Here is a 22,416-nt window from a genome sequence, read left to right as displayed (position 1 = left end):
ACATCCCTTGTGGGAGCGGGCTTGCTCGCGAAGGCGGCGTGTCAGTCAACGATGATGTTGGCTGACCCAGCGCTTTCGCGAGCAAGCCCGCTCCCACAGTTGTTTCTGCATTCAGGCAGGGGGGACGAGGTTATGCAGCACCCGGTTCACCGCCAGTTCGCCGAGCATGATTACCTGCTGAATGCCGAGCAGGGAATTGCGCTGCGGCCCGTCGATGAACCCGGCCAGATCACTGGCCATGATGCTCGCCGACGCCAGGGATTCGCAGGCATGCACCAAAAGGGTTTCGTTATCGACGGCGGGGTCGATGAGGAAAATCGTGCTGGGTTTGCGCACCGGCTCACAGACTTTCTTGAGCGTGGGGTCGAGGTAGAAATCGATGGCACGGTCGGCCGCCTCTTTCATTTTTTGTGTATTGGTAGCCGGATCGGTGTCCGGTGGGTTGGGTGTCACTTTGAACATATTGACTAGCTCCTCAAATGAAGCCGCCATCGTTCTCTACTAAAAGAATGGAGGCGGCTGTGCGCAGGTTAGTAGACCGGGGAGCTAGCTTTACCGGCGCACCCGAGGGTGCCCTGCGCACAACCACCATCGAGTGCAGGAAAGCGAAACCTGACTGAACAGTACTTGTGCACAACACTAGCAACCCGGGCTACTAATCCCGACCACTGATGAGCAGTGGCAAGCAAACGATAGAGACCGGCCCCAAGGCGCACAAGCCGGCGGATTCTGGCGTAGCCGTAGGCAACGGCGCAAGGTTTTGTAGCCTTCCGGACGTAACACGGCATGTGCATAAACACCCTGCACAATCCGCGTTTAACCTTTTCAAATCCGCCCCAAAATCTGTGGGAGCGAGCCTGCTCGCGAAGGCGTCATCTCAGTTAAAAAATAGCCCGCCTGACCCATCGCATTCGCGAGCAGGCTCGCTCCCACAGTGGCACATCGCAACTCTTTGAGACGGGATTCAAAGGTTGACGCCCCAAGCTTCGCTCGTTAGCTTCCCCGCTCGCCTCAAACGACAAACAAGGAGTGTTCATGTCTGGAAAACCTGCCGCACGCGTCACGGACCCGACCACCTGCCCGCTTCCCGGCCATGGTACCAACCCGATTGCCAGTGGCTCCGGCGACGTCTTTTTCAACGGCCTTGCCGCCGCTCGCCTCGGTGACACCTGCACCTGCGGCCAAGCCCTCAATGGCGCCTTTTCCGCGACGGTATTTATCAACGGCAAAAACGCCATGACTCTCGACAGCACGGCCAGCCATGGCGGCGTTGTGATCGGTGGCTCCGGTGACGTCATCATCGGCAGCTCGCACACTCCCGCACCGTTCATTCCGCCGCTGCCGATCGTTGGCCAGCCGCTGATCGAATTTAAAGCCGTCAGCGCCGGCAACGGCGAACCCATCGCCGCACAAGGCTACGAAATCGAAACCGCCGAAGGCCGCATCGTCAAAGGCCAGACCAACGAAAAAGGCATGACCCAAAGCGTCGCCACGCGCCAGCCGGACCTGGCCATCGTGCGCTGGACAGCCTGACTTTCAAGGAAGAACCATGACCGGACAATGCATCGCTCCAGACGACCTGGACATGAAGAAGCTCTGGGACAGCACCTGTGAGCTGCCCACCTGCAAACGCGAAACCAGCACCGCCGGCCCCAATCCGAAAACCCGCGTCGAAGTCCCGCTGCTGACCTGCAACTGCCTATGGCGGCGCTTCCAGAAAGAAGCCGAAGACTGGGTCGCCCCCGGCGGCGTCCTCATCGCCGACCCTCAGGCACGCAACCGCAAAATCAACGCCGCGTACGCGCAGTTGTGGCTGGCGGATAACCGATTTCAGTGGGCGGGGCTGGCGGCGTTTGCATCGAAGCAGGTGGGGTGTGGCTTGATCCACGCCACCAAACTGCAAACTGCCATTGCTGCGCAGAAAGCAGCGCTGGAAAAGCTGCGCACCGCCCCATCGGAAACCTTGTTCGAAGGCTTCGGATTCAAGTTCAGCAAAACCAATCCTGAGGTTGAACATGAACTTGAGAAAGCCCGAGCGGCAAACCCGATGCCGACCGAGGACATCACCTTCGGCGACAACCCACGCTCAGTGGTTCAGCAGCAGCTGGATTATGTGTATGAGATGTTGGCGCTAGGTAATACATCGCTGTTTCTGGACGTTTATCCGTTGCACCGGTTTTTTATGGTGCGGGGGTATAAGGAAATGGAGAAGTGTCTGAAGAGCCGGCGCGAGATCGCGAAAGATGTGATTTGGCCGATTGCGAAGAAGGTAGAGTTTGGCGCTGATAATCCTGAGATTTATGCGACCTTTAAAGCCATTGATCAAGGAAACATCTCAGGTAGCGTTGAACAAATGGCGCTCCATGAGCAAGTCAACATTCTTCAGCCAGCGATGTACGACGAAACCCACTTTGCCCTGTTGATGCGAGGGACGCATGGGGGGGACGTAATTTCGGTTGTGACTGGATTGTTGCCGGGGGCTGCCGAAGAGATCCAGCTCACTCTCGCTAGTCAATGTAAAGCGCCTGACAATCGAAAAGTCGCTTTTGGCAGCAATCCGCTGGCTAACCTTGCCGATAAGGATCAGCGAATGGAATTTGTTCTGCGCGCTGCTACTCAATTCAACGAACTGCTTAAACTGCCGTCTTCTCGCGCAAAACTTGAGCAATCCATCCGTGAGATTGCAGCTGGCGGGGGGGTAAAGTGATGCGTAAGCGCAGTTTTTACGTTGCTGCTGTCGTCGTATTAGGAGCTGTCGCGCTAACACTCTATTTCGGAAGAGGTCCGCAACAAATTTCCTTCCACATTGGAAAAACATATGACGATGTCGTGCGCGACTCATCATTTCCTGTAACAGATAAAACTGCCATCTATCCTAGTGATCCCCCTCACCCGAGTTCGACTTGGATCAGTAGCCCAGTAATTATCACTTTCGATGACGAACAACACGGGTTTACGCTGCCCATCACAAAATTTGGTGCAATTGGCTGGTCTGACTTCAAAGCAATCACCCTTTCTACGTCACCAATGCTGGAGACGTTGCCGTTCGATCAAGCAGTGAATCTGCTGGGTAAGCTGCAGCAGATGTTCAAAAAGGCAGGTTGGTCGCCAGAAGCTGTTGAAGGGAATGATTGGCTCAAGACTGAAACCCAAGAAGACAAGACGCATCTCCAGGCCAAACTTTTTGATCAATTGGATGGTGTCATTCTGTTGATCCCCCATAAGTACAGCCTGTTTCTCCACATCAAATGCTATGCACGTTGCGACGAGCGAAATCCCGAAACGGCCAAATATTTGATTGATGTAGGTTTTGGTGAAGACCATTTCAGTGATTGACCGTTTTAAATCGTCTTGGGGCAAATCAGCGACCTTGGCAGGTAAGCATCGGGTATCGCTGGGCGGCTCTACGATTCTGCTGGCAAGTGTCATGGCCTGTGCATGGAGTACCAAGACCCTATCCGTTCATATCGGAAAACCCTACGAACTGGTTATCAAGGACTCAACATTCCCGGTTGAGGATAAAACGGCTATCTATCCAGGTGATCCTAATGATCCTGAGGATCCCGCGCGTCCTGGCTCTACATGGATTAGCAGCCCGACCATCATTGAGTTTGATGACCCTGTTTATGGCTTCAAACTTCCCTCGACAGTATTCGGTGCCGTTACGTATGCAAGTCAGAAAGTTTCGACACTGACGACATCGCCGATGACGGAAACCTTGCCATTTTCAGAGGCTCTGGAACGGTTGGTTGCTACGCAAAGCAACCTCAAATCACGAGGGTGGAAGCTTGAACCTTTGGAACACAATGACTGGTTCAATGCCGATTCTGGTCCAGAACGTGAGCGGCTAAAGACCAAACTCTTTGATCAGGCTGTTGGCATTGATTTGTATGTACCGGGAAAGTACAGCTTGCTGCTGTTGATCAAGTGCTATGCAAGTTGTGACAAGCAAGATCCGGCGACTGCGAAATATTTGATCGATATCAGCGTGGGTCGGGATCGAAGCGGAACATGAGAATTGCTGCACGTGGCGCAGTCGATGCCGGCGCGGAGCAGGGTTTTCCAGAGCATGCTTTCACTCTGCCGCCCACCCTGTTCGAGACTATGGGGTTTGTTCATTGGAAATTTGCTCACCTGACCACTGCGAAGTATTTGATCGACGTGAGCGCTGGAATGGTTTCTACAGTGATTGACCCTGCAAAGCCGTAAACCCTTTGGGAGCGGGCTTGCTCGCGAAGGCGGCGTGTCAGTCAACGATGATGTTGGCTGACCCAGCGCTTTCGCGAGCAAGCCCGCTCCCACAGTTGTTTAGGGCTACTGAAGAATCCGGGGCAGCCGTAATACGTGTAGGAGTGAGCCTGCTCGCGATAGCGGTCCGTCGGTCAGCAACGATGTTGAAGCTGGTCGCCCTATCGCGAGCAGGCTCACTTCTACAGGGGACCGCGTTGATTTCAGATGAGGTGGATGAACCTGCTTTCATGACACTTTTGTTTCAATCCGCACTTTAGCTGTGCAATGCTGGCGCCCAGTCCGTTAGCCAACTACAGCTTAAGTATCAAAAACGTAGAAACCGCGCGGTACCGTCAACTTGCCCCTCTGGGGCGCTGCTACTACAGGGGGTCTGCATGCTCACCCTGCTCAATTTGCTTTCTGCCGTGGCCCTGCTGATCTGGGGCACGCACATCGTCCGAACCGGCATTCTGCGGGTGTACGGCACCAATCTGCGCCATGTGATCGGTCAGAACATGTCCAGGCGCTGGCTCGCGTTCGTCGCCGGTATCGTCGTGACTGCGATGGTGCAGAGCAGCAACGCCACGGCCATGCTTGTCACCTCCTTCGTCGGCCAGGGCCTGATGGCGCTGACTCCGGCGCTGGCGACCATGCTCGGCGCCGACGTCGGTACTGCGCTGATGGCGCGGGTGCTGACCTTTGACCTGTCGTGGCTGTCGCCGCTGCTGATTTTCCTCGGGGTGATTTTCTTTCTGTCGCGCAAACAGACGCGGCTCGGGCAGATGGGCCGGGTCAGCATCGGTCTGGGGCTGATCATTCTCGCGCTGCAACTGATCGTCGAAGCCGCCGCGCCGATCACCCACGCCCAAGGGGTGAAGGTGATCTTTGCTTCGCTGACCGGCGACATCCTCCTCGACGCCTTGGTCGGCGCGATGTTCGCGATGATTTCCTACTCCAGCCTCGCCGCCGTGCTGCTGACCGCGACGCTGGCCGGCGCGGCGGTGATCAGCCTGCCAGTGGCGATCGGTCTGGTGATCGGCGCCAACATCGGCAGCGGCGTGCTGGCGTTCATGAGCACCAGCATGCAGAACGCCGCCGGGCGGCAAGTGGCGTTGGGCAGCCTGCTGTACAAACTGATCGGCCTGCTGCTGATCATCCCGGTGCTCGACCCGCTGGTGCACTGGATGGACGGCCTGGATTTCAGCCCGCAGGAAATGGTCATTGGTTTCCACTTGCTCTACAACACCGCGCGCTGCCTGATCCTGCTGCCCAGTGTTTCGCCGATGGCACGGCTGTGTGCCTGGCTGCTGCCGGAGCGCCCGGAGGTCAACGGCACCGCCAAGCCGCGGCATCTCGATGCGACGGCGCTGGTCACCCCGAGCCTGGCGCTGGCCAACGCCGCCCGCGAGACCCTGCGCATGGGCGACCTGATCGACAACATGCTCGACGCGATGCTCGATGTGCTGCGCGGCAAGCAGACCGCCATCACCCAGGAAATGCGCCGACTGACCGATGACGTCGAAGCGCTGTACAGCGCGATCAAATTGTATCTGGCGCAAATGCCCCGCGAGGATCTCGGCGAGCAGGACAGTCGGCGCTGGGCGGAGACCATCGAATTGGCGATCAACCTGAAACTGGCCAGCGACCTGATCGAACGGATGCTGCGCAAGGTGCAGCAGCAGAAGACTTCGCAGCGGCGGTCGTTTTCCGAAGAAGGCCTGGAGGATCTGGCCGGGCTGCATCAGCAACTGATCGCCAACCTGCGCCTGGGCCTGTCAGTGTTTCTCAGTGGCGACAAGGAAAGCGCCCGTCAGTTGTTGCGCGAGAAACGTCGCTTTCGCGCGCAGGAACGACGTCTGGCCCATGCCCATGTCAGCCGTTTGCAACGTAAGATCGTGCAGAGTCTGGAAACCAGTTCGCTGCACTTGGAGCTGATTGCCGATATGAAGCGCTTGAACTCGCTGTTTTGCAGCAGTGCTTATGTAGTGCTGGAAACGGCCGACACCGGGGCGCTGGAAGCGGATGATATTGCCGACATTACGCATTCGCCTTGAACGTCTGGGGCTGGGGTCAGTCAGTAACATTGATTCAGCCTTAAGACCTTCGCGAGCAAGCTCGCTCCCACATTTGAAATGTATTCCCCTGTGGGAGCGAGCTTGCTCGCGAATGCCGGCCTGAATAGCGACACGGATCTCCAAATCAGCCGTATGGAAGCCTGTTATGCGTTGCCTGTTGTTCGCCTGTCTGTTGCTCGGTTCCCTGCCCGCCTTCGCCGTTGATCGCTTTCAGGTCGAAGGCTATGCGTTGCCCAACGGTTTGCAGCTGTTGCTCAAGCCCGGCACCGAGCGCGGGCATGTGGCGATTCGTCTGGTGGTGGGCGTCGGTCTCGACGATTTCGACTGCGATGAAAAAGAGCTGCCACACCTGCTCGAGCATCTGCTGTTCAGCGGTGTCGACGCCACTGGCGAAGGTGGTCTCGAGGAGCGCATGCAGGCGCTGGGCGGTGAGTGGAACGCGTTCACCAGCAACGCCGACACCACATTCGTCATCGAAGCCCCGGCGAAGAACCAGCGCAAGGTCCTCGACCTGCTGCTCGACCTTTTGACCCAGACCCGCATCGACGACAACGCGATCAACGCCGCCAAGCGTGTGGTCGAGCGCGAGGACGGCGGCCACTACACGCGCCTGCAACGCTTTCTCGACCGCCAGGATCTGGGTCACACCGCGAGCAATCAACTGGCCGTGGAATTGGGCCTGAAATGCCCGCAACGGGCCGAGGTCGGTCATCTGACCCAGACGCAACTGGAGAAGGTGCGCAAGACCTGGTACGCGCCGAACAACATGACCCTGATCGTCGTCGGTGAACTCGACAAACTGCTGCCGGCCTATCTGGAACGCACTTGGGGCGCGCTCGAAGCGGTGGAGCCGGCCGAGCACCGTGAGCTGCCGGACATCCGCACCAGCGCCGCCCATGAACGCACCCTCACCCGCAGCTTCATCGGCGACAGCGCCAAGTTGCACTGGCTGGTGCCGGAGCCGATGCTCGACGATCAGTACGACGAGACCTTCGACATCCTCAAGGACTACCTCGACTGGGCGCTGTACCGGCAGATTCGCCTGAATCACGGCTTGTCCTACGGGCCATGGGCCGAGCGCGAAGTGTTTGGCGGGGTCGGCTTCATGAGTCTCAATGCCGACGTCGATCGCGATGATGTCGACGAAGCCCGGCAAGTGCTGGAAGACCTCAAGGCCGACCTGCTGAAAAACGGCCTCGACCCGGACACCTTCGCCCGGATCAAACAGGCGGCCATCGCCCATCAGGCCTGGGCCGTACAAGGCAACAGCGCGATGGCCGACTACTACTGGAGCGCGCTGGGCGATTACGAGGACGGGCGCTTTGCCAACCCTGCCCGCGAGTTGCAAGGCGTGACGCTGGAGACGGCGAACAAGGCCATGCGTGAATTGCTGTTGCAGCCGGGGTATCTGCGGATCGAGAAGCCGTTGCTCAGTGATGATCAGGTGTTGTGGCTGATTGCCGGTGGTCTGGGTGTTTTGCTACTCATCCTGACGGGTTGGCGCTTGCACCGCCGTAAGCCAGCCGAGCACTGAACCGGTGGGAGCGGGCTTGCTCGCGAAGGGGCCGTGTCAGTCGACATCATTGCTGAATGACACACCGCCTTCGCGAGCAAGCCCGCTCCCACAGGGATCCGTGCTGATTTTACTGACCGGGAGCCTCGCCACGTCGCCCGGCGGGCGGTACTCTGTCGAGGTTTTTCCCTATCCAGTCGTGAACCGCCACCATGCAGAAAATCCCCCTCCTGATCCAGCGCATTCTCGAGCTGATGAAGCGCTACCCCGGGGTGATTGCGCTTGGCGGTTTCATCTCCGGGGTCGGCAGTTTCATTCTGGTCGATCGCCAGCAGGGGCTGGCGAGCTGGATCACCGTCATCATGCTGCTGAGCTGGATCTGGCTGATGCTGGAAAACACCCTGACCGGCCTGTTCACGCGCATCTTCAAGCGGGAAATCCCCCAGCCGCTGCTGCGTTACGCGACGCAGATGATTCATCAGGAAAGCCTGTTTTTCGTCCTGCCGTTCTTCTTCATCACCACCACCTGGAACAGCGGCCAACTGATCTTCACCGGCTTGCTGTGCATCGCCGCGTTGATCTCGATTGTCGATCCGCTCTATTACAAATGGCTGGCGCCACGGCGTTGGGCGTTTCTTGCGTTGCACACCCTGACCCTGTTCGCCGCCCTGCTCACCGCGCTGCCGGTGATCATGCACCTGACCACCGCGCAGAGTTTCAAATGGGCGCTGGGCACGGCGGTGGTGTTGTCGTTCCCGAGTCTGGCGTCGATCTTCCCGATCCGCACGGTGCGCAACGCGCTGGCGATTCTGTGCATCACCTTCGGCATCGGCGCGGTCGGCTGGACGCTGCGCTCGTGGGTGCCACCGGCGACGCTGTGGATGACCGACGTGGCGATCAGCACCCAGTTGCAGGATCGCACCCCCGGCGCCAGCCTCGACCAGGTCAGCGCCGAGCAGATCCGCAACGGCGGCCTCTACGCCTACACCGCAATCAACGCGCCGCGCGGGCTGGATGAGCGGATCTACCACGTGTGGCAGTTCGACGGCAAAGAGGTCGACCGCATCGCCCTCGATATCCACGGCGGGCGCAAGGATGGCTACCGGGCGTGGACGCACAAGCAGAACTTCCCCGGCAACCCGGTGGGCAAGTGGCAGGTGCGGGTGCTGACTGAAGACGGTCAGGTGATCGGCGTGCTGCGTTTCGAAGTGACAGACAGCACAGCGATCAAAGAAAAGTAATCCGGTTCGTGCTATTACGTTAGTTCGCTTAATAGCCGGACAAGCACGGAGCTTATGATCAGCAGCGCAATGAGCGGTAATGCCCAGCTGGACACGTCAATCAGCCCTGCCCGCCTGCGGGTTTCCGGGGACTGGACGCTTGCCCATTACGCCGACCTCAAGCACCTGACCGGAAAACTGACCGGCCAGTACGACGCCGATACCGTGGTCGACCTCAACAGCCTCGGTGCCCTCGACACTGCGGGCGCTTCGTTGTTGGTGGAGCTGCTCGGTTCCGAGCGTCTGGGCAAATCCGCCGAACACCCCGACTGCACGATTTCCCAGGCTGACCGCGCGCTGCTGCAAACGGTGTATCGCTCGTTGACCGACTTCTGCGTGCCGGTCAAGGAGCCGGAAGTCAGCGTCAGCGTGCAACTGCTGACCCGCATCGGGCGCGCCGTGGAAACGGTCTGGCAGGACACCCTGCAAGTGCTGGGTTTCATCGGCCTGATCCTCGAAACCATCGCCCGCAACCTGCTGCGGCCCAAGCGCTGGCGCATCACCCCCGTCGTCGCCCACATCGAACAGACCGGCCTCGACGCCGCGCCGATTGTGGCGCTGCTGACTTTTCTGGTCGGCGCGGTGGTGGCGTTTCTCGGCGCCACAGTGCTGGCCAGTTTCGGTGCGACGATCTTTACCGTGGATCTGGTGGGCTTTTCCTTCCTGCGTGAGTTCGGTGTGTTGCTCACGGCGATCCTGATGGCCGGGCGCACCGCCAGTGCGTTCACCGCGCAGATCGGCTCGATGAAGGCCAACGAGGAGATCGACGCGATCCGCACCCTCGGCCTCGACCCGATGGAACTGCTGGTGGTGCCGCGTGTGTTGGCGATGCTGGTGGCGCTGCCGATGCTGACGTTTCTGGCGATGCTCTGCGGGATCATCGGCGGAGGCGTGGTGTGTGCAGTGTCGCTGGGGATTTCGCCGGCGATGTTTCTCTCGCTGCTGCAGAGCGACATCGGTATTCAGCACTTTCTGGTCGGCCTGGTGAAAGCGCCGGTCTTTGCCTTCCTGATTGCCACGATCGGTTGCCTGGAAGGCTTCAAGGTCAGCGGCAGCGCCGAATCGGTCGGTGCGCACACCACGTCTGCCGTGGTGCAGTCGATTTTCGTGGTGATCGTGCTCGATGCGGTGGCTGCGCTGTTCTTCATGGAGATGGGCTGGTGAGTCGTCTACCCCGCGCGCCCTCGGAGGCGGTGATCGAAGTCCGTGGCCTGTGCAATCGCTTTGGCAGCCAGAGCGTGCACGAGAATCTCGATCTGGATTTGTACAAAGGCGAAATCCTCGCCGTGGTCGGCGGCTCCGGCAGCGGTAAATCGGTGCTGTTGCGCAGCATTGTCGGCCTGCGCCGGCCCAGCGAAGGCAACGTGAAGGTGTTCGGACAGAACCTGCCGAGCCTGTCCGAGCATGAGCGTTCGCTGGTCGAGCGGCGCTTTGGTGTGTTGTTCCAGAAAGGCGCGCTGTTCTCCTCGCTGACGGTGACCGAAAACGTCGCCCTGCCCCTGATCGAACACGCCGGCCTGAGCCGCCACGACGCCGAGCATCTGGCGGCGGTGAAACTGGCGCTGGCCGGGCTGCCGCTGTCGGCGGCAGACAAATACCCGGCCTCGCTGTCCGGCGGGATGATCAAGCGCGCTGCGCTTGCCCGGGCGCTGGCGCTGGACCCGGACATCCTGTTTCTCGACGAACCCACCGCCGGCCTCGATCCGATTGGCGCGGCGCAGTTCGATCAACTGATCCTGACCTTGCGCGATGCGCTGGGCCTGAGTGTGTTTCTGGTGACCCACGACCTCGACACGCTCTACACCATCACCGACCGGGTGGCGGTGCTGGCGCAGAAGAAGGTGCTGGTGGCCGGCCCGATCGATGTGGTGTCGGAAACCGATGACGCGTGGATTCACGAATACTTCCACGGCCCGCGTGGCCGCTCGGCGCTGGACGCCGCCAAATTGCTTAACGAGGTCTGACATGGAAACCCGAGCCCATCATGTGTTGATCGGCCTGTTCTCGGTGATAGTGGTTGCAGGCGCCCTGCTCTTCGGCCTGTGGCTGGCCAAGTCCAGCGTCGACAGCGAGTTCAAGGATTATGAAGTGGTCTTCAACGAGGCGGTCAGCGGCCTGTCCAAGGGCAGCCCGGTGCAGTACAGCGGGATCAAGGTCGGTGATGTGGTCAACTTGCGTCTCGACCCGAAAGACCCACGCCGGGTGTTGGCGCGGATTCGTCTGGGCGGTGACACCCCGGTCAAGGAAGACACCGAGGCCAAACTGGCACTGGCCGGGATCACCGGGACCTCGATCATTCAGCTCAGCGGCGGCACCCCGCAGAGCCCGAAGCTGCGTGGGCATGACGGCGATCTGCCGACCATCGTCGCCTCGCCCTCGCCCATTTCCCGGCTGCTCAACGACAGCAACGACCTGATGACCGGCATCACCGCGCTGCTGAGCAATGCCAACCAGATGTTCTCCCCGCAGAACGTCGAGCGCGTCAGCAACACCCTGGCGCATCTGGAGCAGACCACCGGTTCGATCAACGATCAGCGCGGCGACCTGCGCCAAGCCATGCAGCAACTGGCGAGCGTCGGCAAACAGGCCGGCAGCATGCTTGAGCAAACCTCGGCGTTGATGCGCAACGCCAATGGCCTGCTCAACGATCAGGGCAAGCAGGCGCTGGGCAGTGCCGAGCAGGCGATGAAGTCGCTGGAGCAAAGCAGCGCCACCATCAACGGCCTGTTGAGCAAGAACCAGAACTCCCTCGACAACGGCCTGCAGGGCCTCAATGGCCTGGCGCCGGCGATCCGCGAACTGCGCGAAACCCTGACCTCGCTGCGCGGCATTTCCCAACGCCTGGAGGCCAACCCCAGCGGCTACCTGCTGGGCAGCGACAAGAACAAGGAATTCACCCCATGAAGCTGACTCACTTCGCCCTCCTCGCCAGTTTCACTCTGCTCTCGGCATGCTCGATCCTGCCCAAGGCCGAGCCGTCGGATGTCTATCGCCTGCCCGCCACTCAAGCGCCCGCCTCGTCCAGTTCAGCGGCGACCCAGCACTGGTCGCTGCGCCTGAACAAGTTGCAGGCCAGCGAAGCGCTGAACCGGCCGAACATTGCGGTGATTCCACAGGGTGATGTGATCAGCAGCTACAAGGCCTCGCGCTGGAGCGATCCGGCGCCGGTGCTGGTGCGTAATCGGCTGCTCGATGGCTTTGCCCGCGATGGTCGGGTGACACTGCTCAGTACCGATGACAGCAACTTCGCTGCGGATCTGGAACTGGGCGGCAGTTTGCAGGCGTTTCAGACCGAGTATCAGGGCAATCAGGCCAGCGTCGTGGTGCGCGTCGATGCGCTGCTGGTGCGCGGCTATGACCAGAAGATCCTCGCCAGCCGCCGCTTTGAAGAGCGCCAGCCTTTGAATGATGTGCAGGTGCCAGCGGTGGTGGCGGGTTTTGGACAGGCCAGTGATCGTCTCACTGCAAAGGTCGTCGCATGGGCTGTTCAGCAAGGGCAGCAGTTCGCCCAACAACCCAGACCTTGAACCTTATACATAACCCCTGTGGGAGCGGGCTTGCTCGCGAAGGCGGTGTGTCAGGCAATGCAAACGTTGACTGACACACCCTCTTCGCGAGCAAGCCCGCTCCCACAATGGGGATTTGTGGTTAGCCGAAGAACCAGTAGCAGACCCAGATGGCGCCGAGCACGCCGGCCAGCTCCGCCAGCAACGCACAGCCCACCGCGTGCCTTGCGCGCTGAATCCCCACCGCACCGAAATACACCGCCAGCACATAGAACGTGGTTTCGGTACTGCCCTGAATCGTCGCCGCCACCAGCGCCGGAAAGCTGTCGACACCGGAGGTCTTCATGGTCTCGATCAGCATCGCCCGTGCGGCGCTGCCGGAAAACGGTTTGACCATCGCCGTCGGCAAGGCATCGACAAACCTTGTGTCCCAACCGGCCCATTCGATCAGATGACGAATGCCGTCCAGACCAAAGTCCAGCGCCCCGGAAGCCCGCAGCACACCGATGGCGCAGAGCATCGCCACCAGATACGGCAGCAGGTTCTTGGCGACGTCGAAGCCCTCTTTGGCGCCCTCGACGAACGCCTCGTAGACCTTGACCTTGCGTAACGCGCCGATCACCAGGAACAGCATGATCAGGCCGAACAGCGTCAGGTTGCCAAGGATCGACGACAGCCCGGCCAGCGCCGTAGCCGACATTGTCGCCAGCAGCGCCATGAAGCCGCCGAGGATCAGTGCGCCAGGAATCAGATAGGCCAGCACCACCGGGTCCCAGATACGCAGGCGCTGCATGAACGCCACCGAAAGGAAGCCGACGATGGTCGAGCAACTGGTCGCCAGCAGAATCGGCAGGAATACCAGGGTGGGGTCCGGTGCGCCTTGCTGGGCGCGGTACATGAAGATCGTCACCGGCAGGAGGGTCAGCGACGAGGCGTTGAGCACCAGGAACAGGATCTGCGCGTTGCTGGCAATGGTCGCGCTGGGGTTGAGCTCCTGCAGCGCCTTCATCGCCTTGAGGCCGATCGGCGTGGCGGCGTTGTCCAGGCCCAGGCCGTTGGCGGCGAAGTTCAGGGTGATCAGGCCTAATGCCGGGTGCCCTGCCGGGACTTCCGGCATCAGCCGCAGAAACAGCGGGCCCAGCACTTTCGCCAGCCATTCGACGATCCCGGCCTTCTCGGCGATGCGCAGGAAGCCCAGCCACAGGGTCAGCGTGCCGAACAGCAGCACCATGACCTCGACCGAGAGCTTGGCCATGGCGAAAATGCTTTCCACCATCGCCGCGAAAATCCCGGCGTTGCCACCGACCAGCCACTGCACCAGCGCAGATATTGCCGCCACGACGAAGAAGCCAAGCCACAGGCCATTAAGCATCAGTCAAATCCCCCGGAAGATGCGGCGAATGATAGCGGGGTCGCCAGAAACGACAAACCCCGGATTGCTCCGGGGTTCGTTGGTAAGCCTTGCATCAATCACTGTGGGAGCGAGCTTGCTCGCGAAGGCGGTGTGTCAATCAACATAATTGTTGGATGTGCCGGCCTCTTCGCGAGCAAGCCCGCTCCCACAAGGGTGTTTGCATTATGGCTTCGAGATCTCGCCAGCCGGCAGTTTTTCCTTGCTGCGCCAGTGCGGCAGGGAGTTCCAGTAGCGCTCGCCCTTGGCGTCGTCGTACATGCCTTCCCAACGCGCGATAACCAGGACTGCCAGAGCGTTGCCGATCACGTTCAGTGCGGTACGCGCCATGTCCATGATGCGGTCGACACCGGCGATGAACGCCAGGCCTTCCAGCGGGATACCGACGCTGCCCAGCGTCGCCAGCAGCACCACGAAGGACACGCCAGGTACGCCGGCGATGCCTTTGGAGGTGACCATCAGGGTCAGCACCAGCAGCAATTGCTGGCTGATCGACAGGTCGATGCCGTACAGCTGGGCAATGAAGATCGCGGCGATCGACTGGTACAGGGTCGAACCGTCGAGGTTGAACGAATAGCCGGTCGGTACCACGAAGCTGCAAATGGCTTTCGGTGCACCGTAGGCTTCCATCTTCTCGATCACCCGTGGCAGCACGGTTTCCGAGGAGGCGGTGGAGTAAGCCAGCACCAGCTCATCCTTGAAGATGCGCATCAGCTTGATCACCGAGAAGCCGAACAGCTTGGCGATCAGGCCCAGCACCACGAAGGCGAAGAAGGCGATGGCGACGTAAACCAGGATCACCAGTTTGGCCAGCGGCAGCAGCGAGGCGAAGCCGAAGTTGGCGACGGTCACCGCGATCAGGGCGAACACGCCGATCGGCGCGTAGTTCATGATCATGTGGGTGACTTTGAACATGCTTTCCGAGACGCCCTGGAACATCTTCACCAGCGGCTCGCGCAGGTCCGACTGCAGGCTCGACAGACCGAGACCAAACAGCACGGAGAAGAAGATGATCGGCAGCATTTCGCCGCGGGCCATGGCCGCGAAGATGTTCGACGGGATCAGATTGAGGATGGTCTCGATGAACGCGTGTTCATGCTGCACTTCGGCGGCGGTCGCCTGGTACTTGGAGATATCCACCGTGCCCAGGGTGCTCATGTCGATGCCGGCGCCCGGGTGGAACACGTTCGCCAGCACCAGACCGACAAGGATCGCGATGGTGGTGACGATTTCAAAATAGATGATGGTCTTCAGGCCGATACGCCCGAGTTTCTTGGCGTCGCCCACGCCGGCAATGCCGACGATCAGGGAGGAGATGACGATCGGGATCACGATCATCTTGATCAGACGGATAAAGATATCGCCTGCCGGTTGCAGGACGTTGCTGATCCACCAGGCTTTTTCGGCACTGAAGTGGTTGAGCAACGCACCAATTGCAATCCCTAAAACCAGACCGATGAGGATCTGCCAGGCGAGGCTGAGTTTTGCCTTCTTCATTATCTTTACCCTTACTTGCGTTTGACTCAGGCACATGCAGGAACTGGAACGCTCTGTCAGCGGAAAAGTCTGTGCATCTGCCTCCGTATAAGGTGCCCCGAAGCGCGTATTTACGGCTCTTCGGCAGGCGAAAAAAGGCGCAACTATTCCGATGCAAGGTTGCGCCGTCTAATGCCGTAAACGCCTACCCTATGCCGAATCGGCATGAGCTTTTTTAAATGAAACTGGCGTCCCAACCGGTTCGATTACGACATTTCAGCCGGCATAAGTGCCGTGAACCGGCCATCACAGCGTAGATTGGTTATTTTTTAAACGAGAAATTTCGACGGAAATTTTAAGAAAAAGCCTACGTTTGCAGACTATATGTCCCACTGTTTAAAGGGATTCTTTCTCGATATACGGTCGCCAGGAAACACCGCGTAATGTTTTCGCGCGCAGTGTGAGGCATTCAAAGACGAGCAGGACGCTCTGGATCAATGTTTTTTGCTTCGGATAAAGCTCAGCGCAAGTCCGTCGAGCCACTGAGGGTCGGCGAACCTGCGTCGCAGCTTTTACCCTGACCCGGCCCTCGCGCAGGCACTCCCTGTACCCGTAGGTCACTCCGACCCTGTAACAGTCAGAACGTCCCGGCCCCCTGGTCATGCGCCGACCTTCCTCGGGTGGGCGCAATGGAAGGCAGCGAGGCCGCTGCCTTCATGTTCAAACTCAGTACCACTTCGGATCTTTCTTCAGGGTTTCCATCAGCAGATCCTGCATGCCCTGATCGGGCTTGCCGAAGAACCTGTACGTGGCATGTCGCGTTGGCGACTTGTCGGACGGCAGGCCTTCGGGCACATCAACCAGCATGCCGTAGGCATCGTCCTTGTCGAAGCTGAACGCGACGATCAAGCGATGGTTGAGGCACTTGTCTGCATTTTCGCAGAGCGGGCCAACCAGATACTTGTCGCCATCTTCTACCATCGCGTTCATCTGCTGTTCGGAAGTGCCGGACAGGTTCATCACCCATTCCGGCAGGCGTTCTTCGTTCTTTACAACGCCTTGCCAGGTTTCGCGGTATTGCGGGTCGGAGCTGAGCAGCTCATTGACCCGCGCCTGGCCATCATTGGCCGCCATCGCCATGGCACTACCGCCCAGAAGCAGGGCGGCTGCCAGTGTCTTTAGAGCAATCATCGTTAACCTCGGCCGCGACGGCCAAAGAAGAAGGAAGCGATGAACATCACCAGGAACACGACAAAGAGAATCTTGGCGATACCCGTGGCGGTGCCCGCGATACCACCGAAGCCCAGTACGGCGGCGATGATGGCAATGATCAAGAATGTAATTGCCCAGCTCAACATGGTGATTCTCCTTACTTCTCTATTTAGGGATATTGCGTGTTCCGGCGCCTGGCGCCCGAATTCTTCGGTTTGTCAGAAAACCCAACGCTCTTCACGTGGCAGTTGATCCAGCGGCTGTGGCTGATCGACATCCATCATGCGCATCGAGGCGCTTTCTGCCTGACTGCTGCTGACAGCGCTGAAGTGCGTCTGCGTGCTGTGTTGAATCGAGATCAGTGGCTCAGGCTTCTGGCTGTTTTCCCAGCTCAGGTATTGCTGGCAGGCGATCAGGGTGATCAACAGCGCAAGTACGCCAAACAGGCCTTGCTGAATATGCAGTGGCGAGATACGCACTTGGGCGGCACGTTGGCGAGTCATCCTGGGTTCCTCACTCTTATTCGGTTGGGGCAGTGGAATCTGCCCGGGCTGAATGAGGTATTGCAGGCTGCATGCCAGTTTTTTATTTGAAAAATATTCAATAAAATCAATGAGTTATAAGTGTCTAAAATTCAGCGATGGACGCATCCTGCACGATGGGTCATCTGCGGTCGTGCGAAATGCATGATTATTTCGTAGGAGATTTCATTCTTATGGAATTGAGAGCACGTCCCGGATGTCAGAAAAGTACGCAGGGAACCCCCTGCAACTCGGTGATTGTTTAAAAACTCAACAAAATCAACGGATTGGCCGTGAAGGCAGGAGAGAGCTACCCTCCTATGGCTCGCATCGTTCAGAATCAACCATGCAACTTGCCCGATTTTTCCGGGACTAACCCAAGATCAATCACTATGGAGCGTAGGAAAAATGGAATCTGCCACTGAGCATCAAGGCCGCATTCTGCTGGTGGACGACGAGTCCGCCATCCTGCGAACCTTTCGTTACTGCCTCGAAGACGAAGGTTATACGGTGGCCACCGCCAACAGTGCGGCTCAGGCTGAGGCATTGTTGCAACGTCAGGTATTCGACCTGTGCTTCCTTGATTTGCGTCTGGGTGAAGACAACGGTCTCGATGTACTGGCGCAGATGCGCGTTCAGGCGCCATGGATGCGCGTGGTGATCGTCACCGCACACTCGGCTGTCGATACCGCGGTGGACGCGATTCAGGCAGGCGCCGCCGACTATCTGGTCAAACCGTGCAGCCCCGACCAGTTGCGCCTGGCCACCGCCAAGCAACTGGAAGTGCGCCAGCTCTCGGCGCGTCTGGAAGCTCTTGAAGGCGAGATCCGCAAACCTAAGGACGGCCTCGACTCCCACAGCCCGGCGATGAAAGTCGTGCTGGAAACCGCGCGGCAGGTCGCCGGTACCGACGCCAACATCCTTATCCTTGGCGAATCCGGCACGGGTAAAGGGGAACTGGCCCGGGCCATTCATGGCTGGAGCAAGCGCGAGAAGAAATCCTGCGTGACCATCAACTGCCCGTCGTTGACAGCCGAGCTGATGGAAAGCGAGCTGTTCGGTCACAGTCGCGGTGCGTTTACCGGCGCCAGTGAAAGCACCTTGGGCCGAGTCAACCAAGCGGACGGTGGCACCCTGTTTCTCGACGAGATCGGCGATTTTCCACTGACATTGCAACCCAAGTTGCTGCGGTTCATTCAAGACAAGGAGTACGAGCGGGTAGGGGATCCAGTGACCCGCCGTGCCGATGTGCGGATTCTCGCCGCGACCAACCTCAATCTGGAGGACATGGTGCGCGACGGGCGCTTCCGTGAAGACCTGTTGTATCGCCTCAACGTGATCACCCTGCATCTGCCGCCATTGCGCGAACGTGCCGAGGACATCCTGACCCTGGCCGACCGCTTCCTCGCGCGCTTCGTCAAGGAATATGCGCGTCCGGCGCGGGGCTTCAGTGACGAGGCGCGCGAAGCACTGCTGGGCTATCGCTGGCCGGGCAATATTCGTGAGCTGCGTAACGTGGTGGAGCGGGCGAGCATCATCTGCCCGCAGGAGCGCGTGGAAATCAGTCACCTCGGCATGGCCGAGCAACCGGCGAACAACGCGCCACGGGTCGGCGCGGCGCTGAGTCTCGATGAGCTGGAAAAAGCTCACATTGGCGCGGTGCTGGCGACGGCAGGCACTCTGGATCAGGCAGCGAAAACCCTCGGCATCGACGCGTCGACCCTGTATCGCAAGCGCAAGCAGTACAACCTGTGAGCGCGCGACGATGAAACTGGCGATGAAGTTGCGCACTCGCTTGTTCCTGAGTATTTCTGCGCTGATCACCGTCGCCCTGCTCGGGCTGTTGCTCGGGCTGGTCAGCGTGATGCAGATGGCCGGTACGCAGGAAGCAACGATCCGCAGCAACTTCGTGACCCTCGACCTGGGGCTTAAATTGCGCCAGACCCTCGGCGATCAACTGGTGCTGATGCTGGCCGAAAAGCCCGATCCCGCCGCGTTCGAAGCGTCGAAGCAGCATTACCTGCAATTGCTGGATGAAGGCATTTCACAGCAGGTGGAGGACGATGGCCGGCAGTACGGGTTTACCCAGGCCAAGGCCGATTACCTGCGTTTCCTGCAGGCGTTCGAAATGTCGCGTGACCCGGGCAATGTGCTCAGTGGCAACAGCGACCTCAGAGAACGCTTCAACATCTTGCGCAACGGTTTGATTACCGAGCACAAGCACGCGCTGGACAACATCAACGCGGTGCAGCATGACGCCCGGGAAAGAGCACTGCTGGTCTCAGGTCTGCTCGGGCTGGTGGGACTGGCGGTGTTGATCATCGGTTTTGTCACGGCCCATGCGATTGCCCGGCGTTTTGGCGCGCCAATCGAGGCGCTGGCGCAAGCGGCGGACAACATCGGCCAAGGCAATTTCGAAGTGACGCTGCCGATTTCCTCGGCGATGGAAATGAACCAGCTGACCAAGCGCTTCGGGCTGATGGCCGAGGCGCTGCGCGAGCATCAGGCGACCAACGTCGACGAGCTGCTGGCCGGTCAGCAGCGTCTGCAGGCGGTGCTCGACAGCATCGACGACGGCTTGCTGATGATCGATCGCGAAGGGCATCTGGAGCACCTCAATCCAGTGGCCCAGCGCCAGTTGGGCTGGGACAGTGATCGTCTCGGTCAGGGCTTAGGCACAGCGCTGGAGCGCCCCGAGCTCGACGCACAACTGCAACTGGTGCTGCGCGGTGGCACCCTTGAGCGCGCCCCGGAAGATTTGAGCATCGAGGTCGATGGCGAATCACGCTTGCTGACTTACAGCCTGACGCCGGTCAGCCACACCCAGGGGCATATTCTTGGCGCGGTGATGGTGCTACACGACGTCACCGAACAGCGCGCCTTCGAGCGCGTACGCAGCGAGTTTGTGCTGCGTGCCTCCCATGAGCTGCGCACGCCGGTCACCGGCATGCACATGGCGTTCGGGCTGTTTCGCGAGCGGGCGAAGTTTCCCCCGGAGTCACGCGAGGCGGACCTGCTCGACACCGTCAACGAAGAGATGCAGCGCCTGATGCAGTTGATCAACGACTTGCTCAATTTCTCGCGCTATCAGAACGGTTTGCAGAAGCTCACCCTGGCGCCGTGCTCCATCGAAGACTTGCTGGAGCAGGCGCAATCGCGCTTTGCGGATGCGGCGGCGGCCAAAGGCATTGCCTTGAACGTCGAAGTGCAGGGGCCTTTGCCGCGCCTGCAGGCCGATCAGGCGCAACTCGACCGGGTACTGGATAACCTGATCGATAACGCCCTACGCCATACCGCCCGCGACGGGCAGATTCGCTTGCAGGCGCGTCGGCATGGCGAGCGGGTCATCATCAGCGTCGAGGACAACGGCGAAGGCATTGCCTACGGGCAGCAGGGGCGGATTTTTGAACCGTTCGTGCAGGTCGGGCGCAAGAAGGGCGGCGCCGGCCTTGGTCTGGCGCTGTGCAAGGAAATCGTCCAGTTGCATGGCGGGCGCATGGGCGTCTATTCGCGGCCGGGGCAGGGTACGCAGTTCTACATGGCGCTGGCGGTCTAGGCTTCGTCATCCAGTCGGCGCCCGGCGAGGCGTCGTCCACGGGTGATCAGTTCGATGAACTGCACCGCACTCAAGGCCTGGGCGAACAGCCAGCCCTGACCGAACTTGACTCCCTCACTGCTGAGAAACACGGCTTGCGCTTCATGCTCGATGCCCTCGGCAATCACCTTCAGATCCAGTGCCTGCGCCATGTGAATGATGTGCGGAGCAACGCCGCTGCTGGCCGCGTCATGACCGAGTGCGTCGATGAAGGCCTTGTCGATTTTCAGGCAATCCACCGGCAACGTTTGCAGGTAGGCGAGGCTGCAATAACCGGTGCCGAAATCGTCGATCAGCACCTGATGGCCGACATCGCGCAAGGCTTGCAGGTTTTCCCGAGCCACCACCACGTCGATCAGCCCGCGTTCGGTAACTTCGAAGGCAATCTGCCGCGCCGCGACCCGGTGCAGGGTCAACAGTCTGGCCATGACCTGACCGATGCGCGGCACCATCACGTCGCACGCCGCGAGGTTGACCGAGATGTACAGCTGCGGATTCGCGCGCAGCACCGGCCCCAATTGTTCCAGCAGCCGCTGCAGGACGAAATCGGTCATCTGCCGAATCTGCCCGGTGTTTTCTGCCAATGGAATGAACAGGTCAGGGCTGGTCAGGGTGCCGTCCGGACGACGCCAGCGCAGCAGGGCTTCGGCGCCCACGCAATTGCGACTGTCGAGGTCGAAGATCGGTTGATACAGCACTTGCAGCTCGCCACGCCGAATCGCGCCCTGAAGCTCGGCGTCCAGTGACTGGCGCTGGCGCACCAGCAGAAACACGAAGAAGCCGGCAAACGCCCCCAGCAGCAGGCAGGCCGGCACCATCCACCACCAGACCGCGGGAATGTGCATGCCAGTGCGCGGGGTGATCAGCACTAACTGGTATTCCGGATTGTTGGTTGGCATGCGGTAGATCAGCCGTGACTGGGTGACTTGCAGGGCCTCGCGGCTCTTCGGTGGCCAGGTTTCGCTCGGTGGCCAGGTCTGCGCGGTGCCGAGTACCGGAATCGCTCGCTTGCCGTGGTCGAGTACCACCAGCAGGCTGCTGTCTGGTGGCAGGTCGACCATGTCGGTCAAATGCCCGCGCGATGTCGCCACACGGAAGTTGCCGCGCCCGAGCATCAGCGCTGCGCGGTTTTCATCGGGTTCGGTGGTGGTGTTGAGCCAGTAGCTATAGGTCGGCCCTTTGATGTCCGGCGCGCGGACCACCGACAGTCCTTCCTGGCGGGGGCGGTTGGAGCAGATCCGCGAACCGTCCATGTAGGCCGCTTCATAGACGAAGCGATAGTTGAAAGTGACTTGTTGCAGTGTCGCGATCATTTCCTCATCGCAACTGCGCAACGGCTGCGCCTCCAGGTCGTCGAGACTTTCGCGCAATTGCCCGAACAATTGCTCGAGCCGGGCCAGAAAGCGCTCGCCCTGGGCGTTCATCTCCTGGCTTTCGTTCTGTTCGATCTGGCGCATGGCGACGAACATTCCGCCGGCGATCAGCAGGCTTGCACTAAGGACAGCCGCGATCATCGCCAAAAACCACGGGCGATAAAACCAGCTACGCAGCGTCGCTCGGGTAGCAACCATCATGGAATATCCGAAGAATTACCAAT

The 22,416-nt window shown here is 59.8% G+C and carries 21 protein-coding genes; 14 read left to right on the top strand and 7 right to left on the bottom strand.

Annotation, left to right across the window (positions count from 1 at the left end; genetic code table 11):
- Positions 1–111: 111 nt before the first annotated feature.
- The gene (locus tag CKW11_RS24615; RefSeq protein WP_095139764.1) at positions 112–462 is read right to left on the bottom strand and encodes a DUF6124 family protein; all 351 of its coding nucleotides are present in this window, start codon (positions 460–462) and stop codon (positions 112–114) included.
- 573 nt (positions 463–1,035) lie between these two features.
- On the opposite strand from CKW11_RS24615, the gene CKW11_RS24610 reads away from it, so the two are divergent.
- The 12 genes from CKW11_RS24610 (at position 1,036) to CKW11_RS24555 (ending at position 12,625) form a co-directional block, all read left to right on the top strand.
- Entirely contained in the window at positions 1,036–1,533 is a 498-nt protein-coding gene (locus tag CKW11_RS24610; RefSeq protein WP_095139763.1) for a PAAR domain-containing protein, read from the top strand.
- A 16-nt stretch (positions 1,534–1,549) separates the two neighbouring features.
- Positions 1,550–2,707 carry a DUF2515 family protein gene (locus CKW11_RS24605; RefSeq protein WP_095139762.1) on the top strand — a complete coding sequence of 386 codons (1,158 nt, stop codon included), beginning with the start codon at positions 1,550–1,552 and terminating at the stop codon, positions 2,705–2,707.
- Positions 2,707–3,336 (top strand): hypothetical protein, encoded by a 630-nt coding sequence (locus CKW11_RS24600; RefSeq protein WP_095139761.1) that lies wholly within the window; start codon positions 2,707–2,709, stop codon positions 3,334–3,336. The genes CKW11_RS24605 and CKW11_RS24600 overlap by 1 nt, the downstream gene beginning before the upstream one ends.
- The gene (locus tag CKW11_RS24595) at positions 3,314–4,015 is read left to right on the top strand and encodes a hypothetical protein (protein WP_253151915.1); all 702 of its coding nucleotides are present in this window, start codon (positions 3,314–3,316) and stop codon (positions 4,013–4,015) included. The genes CKW11_RS24600 and CKW11_RS24595 overlap by 23 nt, the downstream gene beginning before the upstream one ends.
- Entirely contained in the window at positions 4,012–4,209 is a 198-nt protein-coding gene (locus CKW11_RS28590; protein ID WP_095139759.1) for a hypothetical protein, read from the top strand. Before CKW11_RS24595 ends, CKW11_RS28590 begins: the two co-directional genes overlap by 4 nt.
- 416 nt (positions 4,210–4,625) lie before the next feature.
- Positions 4,626–6,284 carry a Na/Pi cotransporter family protein gene (locus CKW11_RS24585; protein ID WP_095139758.1) on the top strand — a complete coding sequence of 553 codons (1,659 nt, stop codon included), beginning with the start codon at positions 4,626–4,628 and terminating at the stop codon, positions 6,282–6,284.
- A gap of 166 nt (positions 6,285–6,450) precedes the next feature.
- Positions 6,451–7,839, top strand: a complete 1,389-nt coding sequence (locus tag CKW11_RS24580) for a pitrilysin family protein (RefSeq protein ID WP_095139757.1) — start codon at positions 6,451–6,453, stop codon at positions 7,837–7,839.
- Positions 7,840–8,030: 191 nt separating this feature from the next.
- On the top strand, positions 8,031–9,059 hold the full coding sequence (locus CKW11_RS24575; RefSeq protein ID WP_095139756.1) for a DUF5924 family protein: 1,029 nt from the start codon (positions 8,031–8,033) through the stop codon (positions 9,057–9,059).
- A 54-nt stretch (positions 9,060–9,113) separates the two neighbouring features.
- Entirely contained in the window at positions 9,114–10,262 is a 1,149-nt protein-coding gene (locus CKW11_RS24570) for an ABC transporter permease (RefSeq protein ID WP_095139755.1), read from the top strand.
- On the top strand, positions 10,259–11,062 hold the full coding sequence (locus CKW11_RS24565; protein ID WP_095139754.1) for an ABC transporter ATP-binding protein: 804 nt from the start codon (positions 10,259–10,261) through the stop codon (positions 11,060–11,062). Before CKW11_RS24570 ends, CKW11_RS24565 begins: the two co-directional genes overlap by 4 nt.
- Position 11,063: 1 nt before the next feature.
- Positions 11,064–12,002: an MlaD family protein gene (locus tag CKW11_RS24560; RefSeq protein ID WP_095139753.1), complete on the top strand. Its 939-nt coding sequence runs from the start codon at positions 11,064–11,066 to the stop codon at positions 12,000–12,002.
- A complete protein-coding gene (locus CKW11_RS24555) occupies positions 11,999–12,625 on the top strand; it encodes an ABC-type transport auxiliary lipoprotein family protein (RefSeq protein WP_095139752.1) in 627 nt (208 codons plus the stop codon). The genes CKW11_RS24560 and CKW11_RS24555 overlap by 4 nt, the downstream gene beginning before the upstream one ends.
- Positions 12,626–12,746: 121 nt before the next feature.
- Here the strand turns inward: CKW11_RS24555 and CKW11_RS24550 are convergent, their stop codons facing one another.
- From CKW11_RS24550 to CKW11_RS24525, 5 genes are all read right to left on the bottom strand, one after another.
- The gene (locus CKW11_RS24550; protein ID WP_095139751.1) at positions 12,747–13,976 is read right to left on the bottom strand and encodes a nucleoside recognition domain-containing protein; all 1,230 of its coding nucleotides are present in this window, start codon (positions 13,974–13,976) and stop codon (positions 12,747–12,749) included.
- Positions 13,977–14,180: 204 nt separating this feature from the next.
- Positions 14,181–15,512 (bottom strand): glutamate/aspartate:proton symporter GltP, encoded by a 1,332-nt coding sequence (gene gltP / locus CKW11_RS24545; protein WP_038364978.1) that lies wholly within the window; start codon positions 15,510–15,512, stop codon positions 14,181–14,183.
- Positions 15,513–16,217: 705 nt separating this feature from the next.
- Positions 16,218–16,682, bottom strand: coding sequence for an inhibitor of vertebrate lysozyme family protein (locus tag CKW11_RS24535; protein ID WP_095139750.1), 465 nt, complete (start codon positions 16,680–16,682; stop codon positions 16,218–16,220).
- A 2-nt stretch (positions 16,683–16,684) separates the two neighbouring features.
- On the bottom strand, positions 16,685–16,849 hold the full coding sequence (locus CKW11_RS24530; RefSeq protein WP_003177151.1) for a DUF1328 domain-containing protein: 165 nt from the start codon (positions 16,847–16,849) through the stop codon (positions 16,685–16,687).
- A gap of 72 nt (positions 16,850–16,921) precedes the next feature.
- A complete protein-coding gene (locus CKW11_RS24525; protein WP_047297449.1) occupies positions 16,922–17,206 on the bottom strand; it encodes a hypothetical protein in 285 nt (94 codons plus the stop codon).
- 426 nt (positions 17,207–17,632) lie between these two features.
- On the opposite strand from CKW11_RS24525, the gene algB reads away from it, so the two are divergent.
- Both algB and CKW11_RS24515 read left to right on the top strand, forming a co-directional pair.
- The gene (gene algB, locus CKW11_RS24520; protein ID WP_003220286.1) at positions 17,633–18,979 is read left to right on the top strand and encodes a sigma-54-dependent response regulator transcription factor AlgB; all 1,347 of its coding nucleotides are present in this window, start codon (positions 17,633–17,635) and stop codon (positions 18,977–18,979) included.
- Positions 18,980–18,989: 10 nt separating this feature from the next.
- Positions 18,990–20,780, top strand: coding sequence for a KinB sensor domain-containing domain (locus tag CKW11_RS24515; RefSeq protein WP_095139749.1), 1,791 nt, complete (start codon positions 18,990–18,992; stop codon positions 20,778–20,780).
- On the opposite strand, the gene CKW11_RS24510 is transcribed toward CKW11_RS24515, so the two are convergent.
- Positions 20,777–22,390 carry an EAL domain-containing protein gene (locus tag CKW11_RS24510; RefSeq protein ID WP_371917887.1) on the bottom strand — a complete coding sequence of 538 codons (1,614 nt, stop codon included), beginning with the start codon at positions 22,388–22,390 and terminating at the stop codon, positions 20,777–20,779. The genes CKW11_RS24515 and CKW11_RS24510 overlap by 4 nt on opposite strands.
- Positions 22,391–22,416 lie beyond the last annotated feature (26 nt).

Source organism: Pseudomonas sp. Irchel s3a10, from assembly GCF_900187525.1.
GTDB lineage: Bacteria > Pseudomonadota > Gammaproteobacteria > Pseudomonadales > Pseudomonadaceae > Aquipseudomonas > Aquipseudomonas koreensis_G.
Note: the sequence above shows the minus strand (reverse complement) of the source record. Positions and strands in the feature narration are given on the sequence as shown.

Coding starts and splice junctions, on each gene's coding strand:
- CKW11_RS24570 (WP_095139755.1), top strand. CDS start 9,114: ATGATCAGCAGCGCAATGAGCGGTAATGCCCAGCTGGACACGTCAATC.
- CKW11_RS24610 (WP_095139763.1), top strand. CDS start 1,036: ATGTCTGGAAAACCTGCCGCACGCGTCACGGACCCGACCACCTGCCCG.
- CKW11_RS24510 (WP_371917887.1), bottom strand. CDS start 22,390: ATGGTTGCTACCCGAGCGACGCTGCGTAGCTGGTTTTATCGCCCGTGG.
- CKW11_RS24575 (WP_095139756.1), top strand. CDS start 8,031: ATGCAGAAAATCCCCCTCCTGATCCAGCGCATTCTCGAGCTGATGAAG.
- CKW11_RS24530 (WP_003177151.1), bottom strand. CDS start 16,849: ATGTTGAGCTGGGCAATTACATTCTTGATCATTGCCATCATCGCCGCC.
- CKW11_RS24585 (WP_095139758.1), top strand. CDS start 4,626: ATGCTCACCCTGCTCAATTTGCTTTCTGCCGTGGCCCTGCTGATCTGG.
- CKW11_RS28590 (WP_095139759.1), top strand. CDS start 4,012: ATGAGAATTGCTGCACGTGGCGCAGTCGATGCCGGCGCGGAGCAGGGT.
- CKW11_RS24525 (WP_047297449.1), bottom strand. CDS start 17,206: ATGACTCGCCAACGTGCCGCCCAAGTGCGTATCTCGCCACTGCATATT.
- CKW11_RS24600 (WP_095139761.1), top strand. CDS start 2,707: ATGCGTAAGCGCAGTTTTTACGTTGCTGCTGTCGTCGTATTAGGAGCT.
- CKW11_RS24535 (WP_095139750.1), bottom strand. CDS start 16,682: ATGATTGCTCTAAAGACACTGGCAGCCGCCCTGCTTCTGGGCGGTAGT.
- algB (WP_003220286.1), top strand. CDS start 17,633: ATGGAATCTGCCACTGAGCATCAAGGCCGCATTCTGCTGGTGGACGAC.
- CKW11_RS24580 (WP_095139757.1), top strand. CDS start 6,451: ATGCGTTGCCTGTTGTTCGCCTGTCTGTTGCTCGGTTCCCTGCCCGCC.
- CKW11_RS24555 (WP_095139752.1), top strand. CDS start 11,999: ATGAAGCTGACTCACTTCGCCCTCCTCGCCAGTTTCACTCTGCTCTCG.
- CKW11_RS24515 (WP_095139749.1), top strand. CDS start 18,990: ATGAAACTGGCGATGAAGTTGCGCACTCGCTTGTTCCTGAGTATTTCT.
- gltP (WP_038364978.1), bottom strand. CDS start 15,512: ATGAAGAAGGCAAAACTCAGCCTCGCCTGGCAGATCCTCATCGGTCTG.
- CKW11_RS24615 (WP_095139764.1), bottom strand. CDS start 462: ATGTTCAAAGTGACACCCAACCCACCGGACACCGATCCGGCTACCAAT.
- CKW11_RS24550 (WP_095139751.1), bottom strand. CDS start 13,976: ATGCTTAATGGCCTGTGGCTTGGCTTCTTCGTCGTGGCGGCAATATCT.
- CKW11_RS24605 (WP_095139762.1), top strand. CDS start 1,550: ATGACCGGACAATGCATCGCTCCAGACGACCTGGACATGAAGAAGCTC.
- CKW11_RS24560 (WP_095139753.1), top strand. CDS start 11,064: ATGGAAACCCGAGCCCATCATGTGTTGATCGGCCTGTTCTCGGTGATA.